Genomic DNA, 14,686 nt, shown 5'->3' with positions numbered 1-14,686 from the left:
ACTTTAGAGAATCAGTAAGATAGTGGGGCGTTGACCCACCAACGCTTCATCAGACTGGAGCCAGCTATGCCTGACCGGGATGCGTTTGTTCAAGCTTTGAGAGATGCGATCGCACCAAAAAACCAGTCCAGATCCCCCGGAGAGGCTGCGCCAACGACCATCGCTCCCCTTCTCTACCCCAGCGAAACCGACGCTCCGCTAGAAGTCGTTATTTGGGAGATCCCTTCCCTCAGCCTAGAGGCCCTACGGCAGCACCTCAATCTGCCTCAAAGCACTCCCCTTGAAGAACGCTCAGTTAATTCCTTTTTTGATCGGGTTACCTGTGATGTTCCTGGCACTTACTGCGCTTGGCAGGGTGCCGATGCCCTAACCCTGGCCCAGCAGTACCAACACCTGCGCGACCTGCTGCAAACCCATCTGCACAGCTTGACTGTTTATCGAGTAGGTGCGATCGCAATATCTGCCTACATAGTCGGGCAATACGACCCCACTACCTGGATTGGCATCACCACCCAAATTGTTGAAACCTAGAGACAAGCCAGGAGAGAGGAACCCTTTACCTTCCACCCTCTACCTTCCGCCTATCAAGTCACCAACGCACATTCCTCTGGCAGTAGAGCCACCACAATATCACTATCTAAAACTTGAACTAGCCAATAGCCAGATGCTGAGCCATCGCACTCAACTTCCTGAGTCAAAATTACCCCGGTTTTTCCAGACACATACTCTGGATAGTAAATTCTCACCTTAAGACCAGCCTGCAAACTGTTACGAATTAACAAAGGGGCACCCATCAAAATAAATAAGCATTGCTCCTTGAAAAAGGGTATCCGAATTATCAAGAGATGCCCACTAAGCTTTAATTCAGGGTTCAACCCTTTTTGGCAGTAACGGCAGGAATTGTTTCGCCAGACTGTTTCCTCTTATACATTTAGTTTGTGTTAAAAGTTTAGCTATCTAGGGGACAGCGATACAACTTCTCAAGCACAAGCCATTGCACACTGGGAAAAAACACTTAATTAGAAAATCTCCCCAACCCTACCTTCTGGCACTCATTAGGTATCTTAAATAACCTTACGTTATACGAGAGGAAGCTATCCCTTCTGATAACACGAGCTCTATCTTACGGACTATTTGGCGCTGAGAGTCTAGTCACTTTTTTTAGATGACGGTAGTCTTTCATTGAAGTCAGAGGTGAGGTCAATGGACATCCAAACGCCAGATTGGGTCAAACACGCCGTTTTCTATCAGATTTTTCCTGATCGCTTTGCCCGTACCCATCGGCAGGTAGATGATCCAGCAATGGCAGTCCCCCTAGAAGACTGGGATGCGCCGCCGACACCCTTTGGCTACAAAGGAGGCAACCTTTGGGGCGTCATCGACAGGCTGGATTATCTGCAAGACCTGGGCGTTAATGCCATCTACTTTACTCCCATTTTTCAGTCAGCCAGCAATCACCGTTATCACACCCATGATTACTACCGGGTCGATCCCTTATTGGGGGGAGATACGGCTTTTTATGAGTTGCTAAAGGCTGCCCATCAGCGCCAGATCCGAGTTGTCTTAGATGGCGTGTTTAATCACAGCAGTCGGGGCTTTTTCTACTTCAATGATGTTTTAGAAAATGGTCCCCATTCTCCCTGGTTGGATTGGTTTAGGGTGGAGGGCTGGCCGCTATCTGCCTATGATGGCTCACAAGCGGCTAACTACATAGGCTGGGTAGGCAATCGAGCGCTGCCTAGTTTCAACCACGACAATCCCAATGTTCGGGAATACATCATGCGGGTGGCCGAATATTGGATTAAGCAGGGCATTGATGGTTGGCGTTTGGATGTGCCGTTTGAGGTGAAGACGGAAGGGTTTTGGCAGGAGTTTCGCACTCGAGTTAAAGCGATTAACCCAGAAGCCTACATTGTGGGTGAGGTCTGGCGCGACGCTAGCTTTTGGCTAGATGGCACCCAGTTTGATGGGGTAATGAACTACCTCTTTACTGGCCCTACGATCGCTTTTACCGCAAAGGACCGGGTACTGCTGCCTTTAGTAGAAGAACCCCATTACTTTCCTTACCCAGCCTTAGATGCTGCTGGCTACGCAGCTAAGATTCAGGCCCTTCTAGAGCTATATGACTGGCAGATTCAGCAGACTCAGCTCAACATTCTCTCTAGCCACGATACTGCCCGGATTTTGGGGGTAGCCGATGGGGATGAGGCCAGCATGGCGCTGGCGGTGCTGCTGCAGATGACTTTTCCAGGGGCTCCTAGTGTCTACTATGGCGATGAAGTGGGGCTAGCAGGGGGGCTAGACCCCGACTCTCGCCGCGTTTTTCCGGCGGAAGAGAAATGGAATCAGGACTTGCTCAAGCTGCATCGTGAATTGATTGCCCTGCGCCATGCTCACCCGGCGCTGCGGGTAGGTACTTACGACTGTGTTTTAGCTGAAGGCGATGTGTATACCCATACCCGTACCTCGCCCGAGGAGTCGATATTAGTAGCCGTTAATACCGGTGATTCAGCTGCTGAGGCCAAGGTTGAGATTGCGGGCTCGGATGCTTGGAAGACACTGTTCTCCTATCAGGATGGAGATTTTTCGTCTGCAGGCGATGAGGTTCACCTAAAGCTGCCGCCTCGCTCGGGGCTGATTTTGGGCTGAAGGAAATCTGTGAATGGCTAGATCTACTCGTCAGGAGGATCTGGCAAGCTTTGCTCAACAGGAAGTTGAGGCCCTACTGCGCGGTAGGCAAAGGGGATTAACCGGCCGCCTGGAAGGGGCAGCCAAGTCTTGAAGACCTGCCGGATAGAGCGACCCTCGCGAACGAAAACGAGCGGCAGCAACGCGATCAGCCGCAGCACGCTAGACAGCGCAAAAACGCCTAAAATGCCGCCATAGCGAGGAGTCTCTGCCAAAAAGCCGCCTGCAGTGGTGCCGAGGGCACCGCTGACTCCAGCAATGGCAGCTGCGATCGCAAAATAGCTAGCGTGGTGCCGCATTGGCGCAATGCCCATCTGCAGGTTGTTATTGCACAGATCAATGGCGGCCCAGGTGCCCCCACCCAACATATGCAGCAGCGGCAGCCACAGCACCAGAGACAGCGTATTGGGTCCCGTTGCCAACCAGAGAATAGGCGTGACGGCAACGATAATGCCCACCAGCAAGAGCAAAAAGCGGTTACCCATCCGATCCGCAATGCGGCCCCACACCAGCAGCAACAGCAGGTTGGCCCCTGCTGAGAGGCTGTTGTAGAGCGTCACCAAACTGACATCTAGCCCCAGATTATCCAGCAGGTACAGGTTAAAGAACGGAGCACTGAGGTTAACCGCAAACATCCAAACCGCAAAGTAAACCAAAAATCGCAGAAAATTTCCGTTCTGCCAAATCGAAGCTTCCTCCGCGCCCGTACTTCCCCGCGTTCCTGCTTCCCCCTTACTCCTCTGCTCTCCATTTCCCCCACTCCTCTGCGCCTCTGCTCCTTTGCCCCGCCGCTTTCCCACCTCAATCAGGTGAATCTGCTCCTGCGGGTCTACATCCATCATCAGCGCCTGAAAGGCCAAGCTGACAAAACCGGCTGCAATGCCTAGCATCAGCACCAGACCATAGCCCTGGAGCGTTCCCCCCGGCCAGCGAGAGACAATTAGACCCCCAATGGGAATGGCTATCAGACTGGTGAGACTGGCGACGCTATTGCGAAAGCCAAAGTACCGCCCCCGCAGCCGGTGCGGCACCAGAGCGGCCAACCAGCTCAGCCACGAAGCACTGCCCAAAGCACCGATAAAGCTCGTAAAAAAGACCATGCTCAAAGTGAGCATAACCAGCTGGTCTGAAGAGAGGTGGCCCAGAGCTGCGATCGCAATGCCCCCCACCAGACCAAACCACGGCAGCCGCGCCAGCGTATACACCACCAGGTTGTACCAGCGGCGGCTGCGGCTGCGGTTAGACAAATAGGCCCCAAGCGGCTGCAGCAGGTTTGCCAGCATCGGAATTGAGGCCAGCAGACCAATCTGGGTTGGGCTAGCCTGAAGCTCCACCAGCAGGTTGCTGAGAAGCACGCCGCCTGTCGTCGTCGTAAAGATCGTGGCAAACAGCCCATCCAGCGTAGACGCCTGCAGACTGTCGCGGATCGAATCCTTATCTTCCTGAGGCGGCACTGCAACTTTGGGCTCTGTATCGAGCACCAGCGGCAGCGCCACTCGACCTACCTTAATCTGCAGCAGCTCTTCTGCTAATGGGGTTTCAGCTGGTATCAGATCCATAGACTAGGTTGCAAAAAACACAAGCAGGCCATGTGCAGCGTAAACAGCCTCAGCTCTGGCAGACACCCTCTATGGGGGAGGAATTGGGATCTGCCTGGAAGAAGACGCAGGGAGTGGAGACGCGTCCAAACCCCTTCCCTAGAAATTCCCCTTTCCTACCTATCTTGAACACATCAGGCATTGTCCCCGGACGCCGTGCCCGAGGCAATGCCTGCCCCCCACCCCCTTTTTGTGACTACTGTCTCTACTGAGTAGAGAGACAACGAGGAGCCAACTGGTCAGGGCACTCATTTAAGAGTGCCCTGCTTTGCTTTGTCTAGTAGCGGCTGTAGGCGGGGTCTTCTTCCAGGTTGGTGCGTGGTTCCCGCTGGGGCGGCAGCGGTTCGCGCCGGTTCCACCAAGGCTCGTGCAGCAGAGTGTAGAAGCAGGGAATGATGAACAGGGTCAGCACGGTCGCCAAGGAAAGCCCAGAGAACACGACGATGCCTAGGGGTTGTAGGAACTCCGACCCTTCCCCAAGGCCCAAGGCCAGGGGAAACAGACCCAATACGGTAGTGATGGTGGTCATTAGAATGGGGCGCAGTCGTTGGGGGGCCGCCTGCAGAATGGCAGCGGTGCGGGAACAGCCGGTGCGATCGCAAATCTGATTAGCCAGTTCCACCATAATGATGGCGTTGTTAACCACAATTCCCACCAGCAGCACGGCCCCTACAATTACCGTTGCGCCGATCGCAGTCTGGGTCAGGAACAGCCCCAAAATGCCACCTGCCAGGGCCAAGGGCACTGTCAGCATGATCACCAGAGGGTCGATTAAGGAGTTGTACTGCACAGCCATGACCACAAAGACCAGGAAGGCTGCCAGACCCCCCAAGGTGCCCAACGATCGCTGCAGTTCCTGATTTGCCTCACCGCTGCTGCTGGGGAGAATCGTGACCCCTTCCGGCAGCTCTAGATCGGCCAAGATGTCATCAACTTCAGCCAGCGCATCACCGAGACTGGCATCTTCAGCCAGACTGCCCGCGATCAGAAAGACCTGCCGTTGGTTGATCCGCTGGATTTCACCGGGAGCTTCGCCAACTTCAACCTGTGCCAGATCGCCTAGCTGCAGCAACTGCCCGCCGCTGGCAAATATCGGAATTTGCTGTAGCTGCTCAGGTCGCTGTACTGATCCGGGGGCAAGCTGCACCTGAATATCGACCAGCCGATTGCCCCGCTGTAGCTGCGTCGGCACGCTACCGTTCAGTGCCGTCTCGATAGTGGCCCCAATCTCCTGGCTGGTCAGACTCAGGTCGGCCACCCTAGCCCAGTCAGGCCGAATCTGGATCTCTGGTTGAGGCTCCTCACCATCGCGTCGATAGCGGGCCAAGGTCGCGTTTTGGCCGAGGGCTGCTAGAACCTGTTGACCAGCCTCGTTCAGAGCGCGAGTGTCTTCTCCCTGGAGCATGACGTCAACATCGGCCCGCACAGGCGAATTGCTTAGAATCAGACCTCGCACGCTGCCCGGATTGAGCCGCAGTGTAGTGTCTACCAGGGGCAGCTGACTGACTTCAGCGCTCATGCGCTCAACAAAAGCAGGCACATTGGTATCGGGCTTGAGAATAATGGTGCTAGATCCGCGTGCAGTATTCTCGTTAGTAGAGGTGCCAAACAGGCTGCCGCCCGCCGTAGTAAAGACAAACTCTGTCTCTGGCTGAGCCATTAGCAGTTCATCGACCGCTGCCATCACTCGGCGGTTGCCCTCCACCGTGGTTCCGGCTGGAAACTGAGCATTAAGGTTGGCCTGTCCATTGCTAATGCGGGGCAAAATTTCTTGGGGAATCTGGCCCACCATCCAGAAGCTGCTGCCGCCGAAGATGAGAACTGCGGCCCCAATAATTAGCAATCGCCGCTGCAAGATCCAGGTCAAAATTTTGCCATAGCGCAGGGTTAGCCCTTCTAGCCGCTGGCTAAACCAGCGAAATGGTCCCATATTTCGCAGGGAGTTTTTGCTGCGGATCATTAACAGCCGGGAAGCCAGAGCTGGCACCACCGTTAGCGCCACCACCATTGATGCCGCCACCGAAAAGCTGATTGTCAAAATCAGCTCATTAAACAGCAGCGCCACAAACCCCCCAATCAGCAGGAAGGGCAAGACCGCCACCAAGTTGGTTGTGGTCGAAGCCAGCAGAGCTGACTCTAGCTCCTGGCTGCTTTCCTCTGCTTGCCGCAGAATTTCCCGATTACGCCCTGCCCCGCTGGGATGACCGTTGCCGCCATTGTGGCCGTTGCTACCATTGTGACCGTCGTGGCCGTTGCTACCGTTATGGCTGTTGCTGCCGCTGTAGTTGGCCTGCTCTAGTAAATCTGCCTCCTCAATTCGCTTGGTGATGTTCTCCAGCATGACGATGGAGTTGTCCACTACGATGCCTACACCCAGAGCCAGACCCCCCAAGCTAAACACGTTCAGCGTCAGCCCAAACAGCCCCATTAGCATCAGAGCAGCCAGGGTGGCTAGGGGAATGGCCAGCACAATGATCAGGGTTTGCCGCAGCGACCCCAGGAACATCAGCACTGCCACTGCGGCCAGGGCTGCACCCGTCAGGCCCGACATGGCCACATTGTTGATCGAGTTGCGAATGAAGCGAGACTCATCTAGCGTAGCCGTCATCTGCATATCCTGAGGCATTAGACCGGCCTGCCGCATACTCTCTAGCCGTTCCTGCAGCCCTTCGACTACCTGCACTGTATTGGCATCCGGCTGCTTTTGAATGCTGACTTTCACTGCCGGAGTGCCGTTTAAGTTAACAAAAATCCGCTGCTCGGCAGTGCCGTCTTCAATCGTGGCGACATCTCTCAGGTAAATCTGCTGAGGTGGGTCAGTATCAGCCACGGGAATAGCTAGATTCTGCAGCTCCTCTGCTGATTCAAAGCGGCCCACCAGTCGGGTTGGCACCTCGGTTTCGCCGCCGCGCAGACGCCCCCCCGAAGTATCTTGGTTACGGGCTGTTAGGGTGTTTAGCACATCGGGCAGGGTTACCCGAGTGGCCTGGAGGCGCTGCAGATCAATGTTGACCTGCACTTCCTCTTCTACACCGCCAGAGACATCTACGCTAGCGACCCCTGGTACCCGCGCCAGTTCCCTGGCCAGATCTTCTTCGGCGAAAACGCGCAGGTTTTCGATCGGCAGAGAGGAAGAGGTCAGAGCCATCTCATAGACCGGCAGCTGAGAAGGGTCTACCTTAAACAGCCGAGGTGCTTCCACTGTATCGGGCAGATTGCCCCGCGCCCGGTTTAGGGTAGCGGTTGCGTCGTTCAGGGCCTGGTCAATGTTGCCCCCTGGCTCGAAGTAAAGATCAAGGCTGACCCGGCCCTCGCGGGTTTGAGAGAAAACCTGAATTACGCCTTCGGTTGCCGACAGGGCCTCTTCTAGAGGGCGAGTAATTTCGTCAATAGCTACTTCTGGGGAAATGCCAGGGGCATCTAGCCGCAGGCCAATCCGGGGGTAGGTGATTGAGGGCAGTAGGTCCACCGGGGTGCGCAGGGTAATGAATACCCCCAACACAATGAGGGCCAAGGTCAGCATCAGGGTACCGATGTGCCTTCGAATGGCGATGCTGCTGAGGCTGAATCTAGGGGCTGCGGATGCTTTTGTCATGAGCTTGCAGGTGAAGGAGCAGGGGGGTACTAGCCGCACATTTTAGGCAAACTCCGTACCCGAAACTGAAATTAAGCGTTAGGCAAAAGATCGCTTGATCAAGACTCAGACAGTAGGCTGCGCTCAACCGCCTGGCCTGGCTGGAGCGGTTGGCTGCTGCGAATCACGTAAGCTTCTCCCGGCTGCAGCCCGTCTAGAATCTCGACCTCGCCGTTGGCCCGCTGGCCTAAACGAACTGGCCGAGGCTCTACGGTAGGTGCGTCTCCGGCTGTGGCTACGACAAAAACCGTATCTTCTTCGGTTTCGCTAGTTTCCAGAGCGCTTTCGGGCACTCGGATAGGCGCGTCGGGACCGGCAGAGACCGTCACTCGGGCCAGTAGTCCGCTACCGATGTTGCCATCTGGGTTAGACAGGATAATCTCAATCGGAATCTGCCGGGAAGCAGGATCGGCGACCGGGGAAATGCGGCTGACCTGCCCAGTAAAGCGCTGGTCAGGAAAGGCATCGAGCTGAATTTCAACCGTTTGGCCCAGGGAAAAAGAGCTGCGATCGCGATCTGAAACCTGAATTTGCACCTGAACCTCGGAGAAATTGCCCAGCTCTAGCACCTCTTGACCTGCTTGGAGAAAGTCTCCGGGCTCGGCTAGCCGTCTCAGCACAATGCCGGACAGGGGGGAAGTTAGGGTGCTGTTAGACAGCCGCTGCCGCCCCTCCTGCACCAAAGCTCGCTGGGCTTCTACCCGCTGAGCAGCTGAGGCGATCGCCTGCTGGCGGGTTCGCGCCTGCTCTTGAGCTGAGAGCAGGGCTTGACGGGCGGTTTCTAGAGTTGTCTGGCTGCGCTGGGCTTCTTGAGCGGAAATTGCCCCCCGTTCTGCTAGGGTCTGCAGGCGCTCTGCATCGGCTTCTGCCTGCTGGAATTCGGCCTGAGCTTGGGCAACTAAGGTGCGAGCATCGGCCAGTTGGGCTTCGGCTTGGGCGACTTCAAATTCTTGGGCAGCCAATTCTGCGTTGGACTGGCCCACGGCGGCCTGGAGTATGGCTGCATCAACTTGGCCTAAGGTTTGCCCTGAAGAGACCGCATCGCCGACATCGACACTAAGGTTGACTAAGCGGCCCTCGGTTTGCGATCGCAGCGACACCAGCCGCTGCGGCGCAGTGCTGCCGGTGTAGGTGCGGGCCGTGGTATCGGTGCCTGGCTGAGCCACGGCGACATCTACCACAATGGCTCCCGACTCGTCCGGCCCGCCGCGCCCCGATTGACCTTGTTGTTCCTGATTACTACAGCCTGGGAGCAGCAGCAGTCCTGCCACCAGCCCCAGGATCACGCCCTTTGCCATGCTTAAAGCCCCCTTAGCTGTTCCAGCGAATGCATGCACTTGCCTTAATTTTGTGGGAATTCCTTTATTTCGTCATCACAAAACTTAATAATTTTTTGCGTTTTATAAAAGTCTTTCCCTTTAGACCGGGCCAGAGAAAAAACGGTTCAATTGCCTTTACGTAAGCTTGAGTATGATTCAGAGCAACACCTCAGCTTGGAGGCCGTTGGCATGAGAAGACGACGGCTATCAGCTTGAGCGGTTTACGGGCAGCCAGATGCTCAAATCGTCCGTTTTCCCTGGCCTGACGTTGAAGCTATCTTTGGGGCTGCTAATCCTTTGGTGTAGAGACTGTAAGACCTGGTATGAGTGTTGGGTCGCGCTGCGCTTGAAGCTAACCTACTGGGTCAGTCTCTTGTGGGCTGTCTGTGTTTGCTGAGAAGTGAGTAAACTGAAAGAAAGGTAAAGAAATGTAACATAAAGATGGTCAGTTCCTCTTCTGCTTCAAGCAAATCTGTCGTTGTGATTGGTGCTGGCATTGGGGGGCTGACAGCGGCGGCGCTGCTGGCGCGGCGCGGTTACTCAGTCAAAGTGTTTGACCAGGCGCTGGTGCCGGGGGGCTGCGCGTCTACCTTTAAGCGGCGGGGCTTTACCTTCGATGTGGGCGCTACCCAGGTGGCTGGGCTAGAGCCGGGGGGCATTCACCACCAGATCTTTTCTGAACTCGATATTCCTTTGCCGGAAGCAACGCCCTGTGACCCGTCTTGTGCGGTGTACTTGCCGGGTGAAGCCTCGCCGATTAACATCTGGCGTGACCCTGAATGTTGGCGGGCCGAGCGGCAGCGGCAGTTTCCGGGCAGCGAACCCTTTTGGCAATTGCTGGCAAATTTGTTTCGACCGAGCTGGCAGTTTCAGTCGCGGCGGCCGGTGTTGCCGCCTCGCAGTGCTGGCGATCTGTGGCGGCTGGTGCAGGCCCTGCGGCCCAACACGCTGCTGACGGTGCCCTTTACCTTCTCTACAGTAGGGCAACTGCTGCGGGCCTACGGTCTGTATAATGACCGCCGCCTAAAGACGTTCTTGGACATGCAGCTAAAGCTGTACTCCCAGGTGGACGCTGATGAAACGGCACTGCTCTATGCCGCTACAGCCCTCAGCGTTTCCCAGGCTCCGCAGGGGCTGTTTCACCTGCACGGCAGTATGCAGGTGTTGAGCGATCGCATCGTCGCCGCCCTAGCGCGAGATGGAGGTAAGCTGCATCTGCGCCACACGGTCGAGCAAATTCACCTTGAGCAGGGCCAGGCTACTGGGGTAACAGTGCGCGACCAAAAGAGCGGTAAAACCTGGGCAGAGCCTGCCGATCACGTTGTTGCCAACGTCACTGTGCAAAACCTAATGCAGCTTTTGGCTGATCAGGCTCCCTCGGGCTACGCTCGCCGGGTAGAGAAATTGCCGTCTGCATCTGGCGCGTTTGTCATATACTTAGGCGTTGATCAGGCAGCCATTCCGCCCGATTGTCCGCCTCATCTGCAGTTTCTCTACGACTACGACGGCCCCATTGCCGAAAACAACTCGCTGTTTGTCTCGGTCAGCCGCCCCGGTGACGGTCGGGCTCCAGAGGGCAAAGCCACGATCATTGCTTCGTCATTTACGGAGGCTGCGGCCTGGTGGCATTGTGCCGATTATGAGGTCATGAAGCGTGAATATACGGAACGTGCGATCGCACGTCTAGGCACTTTCTTTGATCTGCGCCCCGAACATATAGTCCATGTTGAAGCGGCCACTCCCCGCACCTTTGCTCGGTTTACGGCCCGCGACCAGGGATCTGTGGGGGGCTTGGGAATGCGTGTCAGCACTTACGGCCCCTTTGGCTTTGCCAATCGAACTCCGCTTGCAGGGGTATGGTTAGTTGGCGATTCTACTCATCCTGGCGAGGGCACAGCCGGGGTCAGCTACTCGGCCGTAACTGTGGTAGAGCAAATCGAGCACAACTTTTTCTGAAAATGTCAGCCTTTGACAAAAAGTTTTGGAGAAGTTCCCAGTATTATTGGGTAGACACCTGTAAAAGTGTCCTAAAGCGCTAACTACTAGGGCTTCCCTCCCTTTTAGTATCCATTTTAACCCAGTTACCCGTACCGCTTGTGCGGTTATGGGTTTTAGGTGTTTAGGATGGGCAGACCATTCTCGGCAGCTTGGAGTTAGTCAGGCCAACTCAATCAGGAAATTGCCATGAGCCTCTGGGATTCGATTGATTCCTGGTCCAATTACACCAGTGCACCTCCCAGCAAGTTGGAGGAAGTGCTCTACCAGCACTGGCAAGAGTCTCGCCAATCAGAGCCGCCCGATCAGGTAATCGCGCGGTTTCGTAAGCTGTTTGTCGAAGCTTTGGGCTACCCTGATCCGGAAGTTTGGTCAGCACTGACTTCTCTAGCCCAGCGCTCTCACGCCGATCGCCAGTTCAAATACACGCTCAACCGCTGCTGCTACACGCTGATCAACCCTTGGTATACCGAGGCCCGCTACCATTGGGCTATTCCAGAGTTGATCAGTGTGTTTGAAGATTTGCCTGAGGCGATGCCCTACTCGCTAGAGAGCAAAAAAATTCGGGCGCTGGTGCGCGACTTTACCACCAGTGACCAGTACGCTACTCTAAGTCGCCTGAAGCAGTTCTTTCTGGAACCTAAGACTACTGATCAGGCTCCTTCCTTAGAAGAAGAACTGCTGGGGCAGCGCATTCGCCACTACCCTTTTCTCTACGACAACAGCCTGTTAACCAAAGACAGCAGCCAGGAGCAAAAGCAAAACGTCCTTGACCTACGCCGCAAAGCCGAAAAGGATCTGCGGTTAAACCTGATTCGCTACCAGAGCAATCTTCAGGGCCACTCTCGTAAGGCGCGCGTCGTCAACCCTACGTTGCTAAACGACCACACCCTTAGCGATGCCCTGAACCACTATACGGGCAAGTTTGATGGTCATCGCACCCAAAAGGACTGGGCCTCTTGGTTTGTGACTTTCAGCAAAACTACTCGCTCTTTCCGCGACTTTAAAGACGAGTTTGTAGAATACCTGATCCAGCCGATCGCCGCGATCGAACCCAAGTATGCCGACAATCACTTCACGCGGCAGCTTCGCACCTACCTGCGCGATACTCTGTCGGACTTTGACGATCAGCGGCTCAACGACTTTATTTTGGTAGAGACCTGCCGGAAAATTTTGAACTACCTAGTGGTCGATCGACCGCTAAACAAACGCCCGGAATTTCGTACCTTCCGCTACCTGCTCAACGACATCGGCCATACCCTAACGGTGGGGCTGTTGCTGCGAGTGGTGCTGTTTTGCTCCATGGCTAGGCCCTGGCTAGAGCGGTGTTTTTCGGTGCTGTTTAATCTGCATGAGCAAAAGCACTGCAAGGAAGTGCCCTGGCTGGTGGAGACTCTAGAGCACACCAACATTGCGCTTATTTCCAACTTTGGGGGCTTCTCCTACCTAGCAACTCCTTGATGAATGGGTAGGGTGATCGTAAATGTAGTGCCGCTGCCGACCTGGCTGTCTACCTTAACGGTGCCGTGCTGTAGGTCTAGGAATCGCTTAACGATGTTTAGCCCTAAGCCGGTTCCGGCGATGTTGCTGACGTTGCGGCCTCGGTGAAAGGGTTCAAACAGATAGGGCAAGTCTTCTGGGGGAATGCCGATGCCTTGGTCTTTGATCTGAAAGGTGGCGTGCTGGTTGCGCTTGGAGATCCGAAACTGGATGGGGCTGTGGGCAGGGGAGTAGCGGATGGAGTTGGATAGGATATTGGTCAAGATGGAGCGCAGCATTTGCTTGTCGAGAGTGACGGGCAACTGCTTGGAGCGACAGGCAAACTGAATGCGGCGATGCTCTGGTTCGGGCTCTAGCTCTGCTGCTAAGTCTCGGCAGAAAGCTACTAGGTCAAAGGAGCTGGGTCGCACCTCAATGCCTTTAGTTTCGACTTTGCCGATTAGCAAAATGGCGTCGATCATTTGGGTCATGCGCTCGACGTTGTCGGTGATGCCCAGCAGGTATTTTTCTTTTTGATCAGGAGTAAGTTGGTCGCTGTAGCGGCCCATCGACGATACCGACAGCAGGATGTTGTTGAGCGGGTTGCGAAACTCGTGGCAGACCATCGAGACGACGCGCGATCGCAACTCACTCAGTTCCTTGAGCTGCTCATTGGCCTGGCGCAGTTCGACAGTGCGATCGCGTACCCGCTGCTCTAGCTCCTCATTGGTGCGCTGCAAAACCGCTTCGGCCCACTTGCGCTGAGTGATATCGCGAAACGTCACCACCGCCCCGATCAGGTTGCCCTGCTCATCCCGCATGGGCGTACTGAGATATTCAACCGGAAAGCTGGTGCCGTCTTTGCGCCAAAAGACTTCTTCTGAAACGCGGTGAATAATGCCGTCTTGAAAGGCGGCATAGATCGGGCACTGCTCGCGGGGGTAGGGGCTGCGGTCGGGGTGGGAGTGGTGCAGCACCTTGTGCATCGACTGGCCGATTAGCTCCGCAGCTTCCCAGCCAATCATCTGGGTGGCTGCCGGGTTGACGAAGGTGGCGAGCCCCTGTAAATCAACGCCGTAAACCCCTTCCCCAATGGCGTTGAGGATGAGCTGGTGCTGTCGCCGCAAATTTTCTACATCCGGATCAGTGAGAGTAGCCTGTTCTGAACGGGCCAAACGGGTATAGGCAGCAAACAGGCGGCTGGTATCTACTATGCTCGCCCCTTCTGGTTCCCGCAGCACCAACGGCTCGTGCAGGCTGCTGGGGTTGCGCTCCAGGATTAGGGAAATGACATCCTGCAGCGGCATTTGTGGGTCAATCAGCAGGTAGCTTTGAGTCTCTTGCCACCAGAGAGGAATGGTTTCTAGGGGTGAGCTTAGGGCCTCTAGCCACCGCTGCTGCTGGAGCTGCCAGGTCAAGAAGCGGTGCCGCGAAATTACGCCAATAGGCTGAGCAGCCAGGGACGGATCGGCAAAGATTACCAGAACCCCAGTGGCGTTGGGATGGGCATGAAAAAAGTTGGCTAGGTCTTGGTAGGTGCTGTGCTGGGGTAGGGTGCCGTTTTCGAGTACCAGAGCCGACCGCAGGGTGCTGACCGAAATCAGAGTCGAGTCGAAGCTGCCATAACTGCCTGATCCGCTGGGTTGAGCGGGCAGTGCCTCAGACAGGTCGCGAGACAACCAGTAGTATTGCCGCATAGCCAAAATGACTTAAGAGAACTCTATTGCTTGAATGTTTGAAAAACAGACAACAGGAAGCGGCATGAATTCTTCTGAGAAAAGCTGCCTTTGCCTAGATGAGTTTTTGAGCAATGCAGGCAACTGCTGAGAAGAAGACTGTAGTCTCTTACACCACAAACCTTACCCCAAAAAGCCTATCAAAGGAAGTAGGAAAAAACTTTAGAATCAGCAACCACGCCCTAGGAAGGGGCGGTCTCTTTGCTGTGGTTTATCTGCTGGTGTGCCTGAGAATTT

At 55.3% G+C, this 14,686-nt stretch carries 9 protein-coding genes; 4 read left to right on the top strand and 5 right to left on the bottom strand.

Annotated features, from left to right (window positions below; translation table 11 throughout):
• The first annotated feature begins 66 nt into the window (after positions 1 to 66).
• Positions 67 to 531 (top strand): nuclease A inhibitor family protein, encoded by a 465-nt coding sequence (locus H6G13_RS03915; protein ID WP_190481875.1) that lies wholly within the window; start codon positions 67 to 69, stop codon positions 529 to 531.
• 53 nt (positions 532 to 584) lie between these two features.
• On the opposite strand, the gene H6G13_RS03910 is transcribed toward H6G13_RS03915, so the two are convergent.
• Positions 585 to 794 (bottom strand): hypothetical protein, encoded by a 210-nt coding sequence (locus H6G13_RS03910; RefSeq protein WP_199305727.1) that lies wholly within the window; start codon positions 792 to 794, stop codon positions 585 to 587.
• A gap of 409 nt (positions 795 to 1,203) precedes the next feature.
• Here H6G13_RS03910 and H6G13_RS03905 point away from each other — a divergent pair, with 409 nt between their 5' ends.
• Positions 1,204 to 2,649, top strand: a complete 1,446-nt coding sequence (locus H6G13_RS03905; RefSeq protein ID WP_190481874.1) for a glycoside hydrolase family 13 protein — start codon at positions 1,204 to 1,206, stop codon at positions 2,647 to 2,649.
• A gap of 23 nt (positions 2,650 to 2,672) precedes the next feature.
• On the opposite strand, the gene H6G13_RS03900 is transcribed toward H6G13_RS03905, so the two are convergent.
• From H6G13_RS03900 to H6G13_RS03890, 3 genes are all read right to left on the bottom strand, one after another.
• A complete protein-coding gene (locus tag H6G13_RS03900) occupies positions 2,673 to 4,247 on the bottom strand; it encodes an MFS transporter (protein ID WP_190481873.1) in 1,575 nt (524 codons plus the stop codon).
• Positions 4,248 to 4,563: 316 nt separating this feature from the next.
• A complete protein-coding gene (locus H6G13_RS03895) occupies positions 4,564 to 7,881 on the bottom strand; it encodes an efflux RND transporter permease subunit (protein WP_190481872.1) in 3,318 nt (1,105 codons plus the stop codon).
• Positions 7,882 to 7,979: 98 nt separating this feature from the next.
• Complete coding sequence (locus H6G13_RS03890) at positions 7,980 to 9,218, bottom strand: efflux RND transporter periplasmic adaptor subunit (RefSeq protein ID WP_190481871.1); 1,239 nt, start codon at positions 9,216 to 9,218, stop codon at positions 7,980 to 7,982.
• Between the two features lie 462 nt (positions 9,219 to 9,680).
• Between H6G13_RS03890 and crtD the strand changes: the two genes are divergently transcribed.
• Together crtD and H6G13_RS03880 are read left to right on the top strand one after the other, a co-directional pair.
• Positions 9,681 to 11,195, top strand: a complete 1,515-nt coding sequence (crtD, locus tag H6G13_RS03885) for a C-3',4' desaturase CrtD (RefSeq protein WP_190481870.1) — start codon at positions 9,681 to 9,683, stop codon at positions 11,193 to 11,195.
• 228 nt (positions 11,196 to 11,423) lie between these two features.
• Positions 11,424 to 12,695, top strand: a complete 1,272-nt coding sequence (locus H6G13_RS03880; protein ID WP_242028141.1) for a hypothetical protein — start codon at positions 11,424 to 11,426, stop codon at positions 12,693 to 12,695.
• Here the strand turns inward: H6G13_RS03880 and H6G13_RS03875 are convergent.
• Positions 12,677 to 14,410, bottom strand: coding sequence for an ATP-binding protein (locus H6G13_RS03875; protein ID WP_242028140.1), 1,734 nt, complete (start codon positions 14,408 to 14,410; stop codon positions 12,677 to 12,679). The genes H6G13_RS03880 and H6G13_RS03875 overlap by 19 nt on opposite strands.
• Between the last annotated feature and the right edge of the window lie 276 nt (positions 14,411 to 14,686).

Origin of the sequence: Pseudanabaena sp. FACHB-2040, assembly GCF_014696715.1 — a bacterium.
GTDB lineage: Bacteria > Cyanobacteriota > Cyanobacteriia > Phormidesmidales > Phormidesmidaceae > JACVSF01.
The sequence above is the reverse complement of the archived record's forward strand: the minus strand, read 5'-3'. Positions and strand labels throughout refer to the sequence as shown.

Coding starts and splice junctions, on each gene's coding strand:
- H6G13_RS03915 (WP_190481875.1), top strand. CDS start 67: ATGCCTGACCGGGATGCGTTTGTTCAAGCTTTGAGAGATGCGATCGCA.
- H6G13_RS03910 (WP_199305727.1), bottom strand. CDS start 794: ATGGGTGCCCCTTTGTTAATTCGTAACAGTTTGCAGGCTGGTCTTAAG.
- H6G13_RS03905 (WP_190481874.1), top strand. CDS start 1,204: ATGGACATCCAAACGCCAGATTGGGTCAAACACGCCGTTTTCTATCAG.
- H6G13_RS03900 (WP_190481873.1), bottom strand. CDS start 4,247: ATGGATCTGATACCAGCTGAAACCCCATTAGCAGAAGAGCTGCTGCAG.
- H6G13_RS03895 (WP_190481872.1), bottom strand. CDS start 7,881: ATGACAAAAGCATCCGCAGCCCCTAGATTCAGCCTCAGCAGCATCGCC.
- H6G13_RS03890 (WP_190481871.1), bottom strand. CDS start 9,218: ATGGCAAAGGGCGTGATCCTGGGGCTGGTGGCAGGACTGCTGCTGCTC.
- crtD (WP_190481870.1), top strand. CDS start 9,681: ATGGTCAGTTCCTCTTCTGCTTCAAGCAAATCTGTCGTTGTGATTGGT.
- H6G13_RS03880 (WP_242028141.1), top strand. CDS start 11,424: ATGAGCCTCTGGGATTCGATTGATTCCTGGTCCAATTACACCAGTGCA.
- H6G13_RS03875 (WP_242028140.1), bottom strand. CDS start 14,410: ATGCGGCAATACTACTGGTTGTCTCGCGACCTGTCTGAGGCACTGCCC.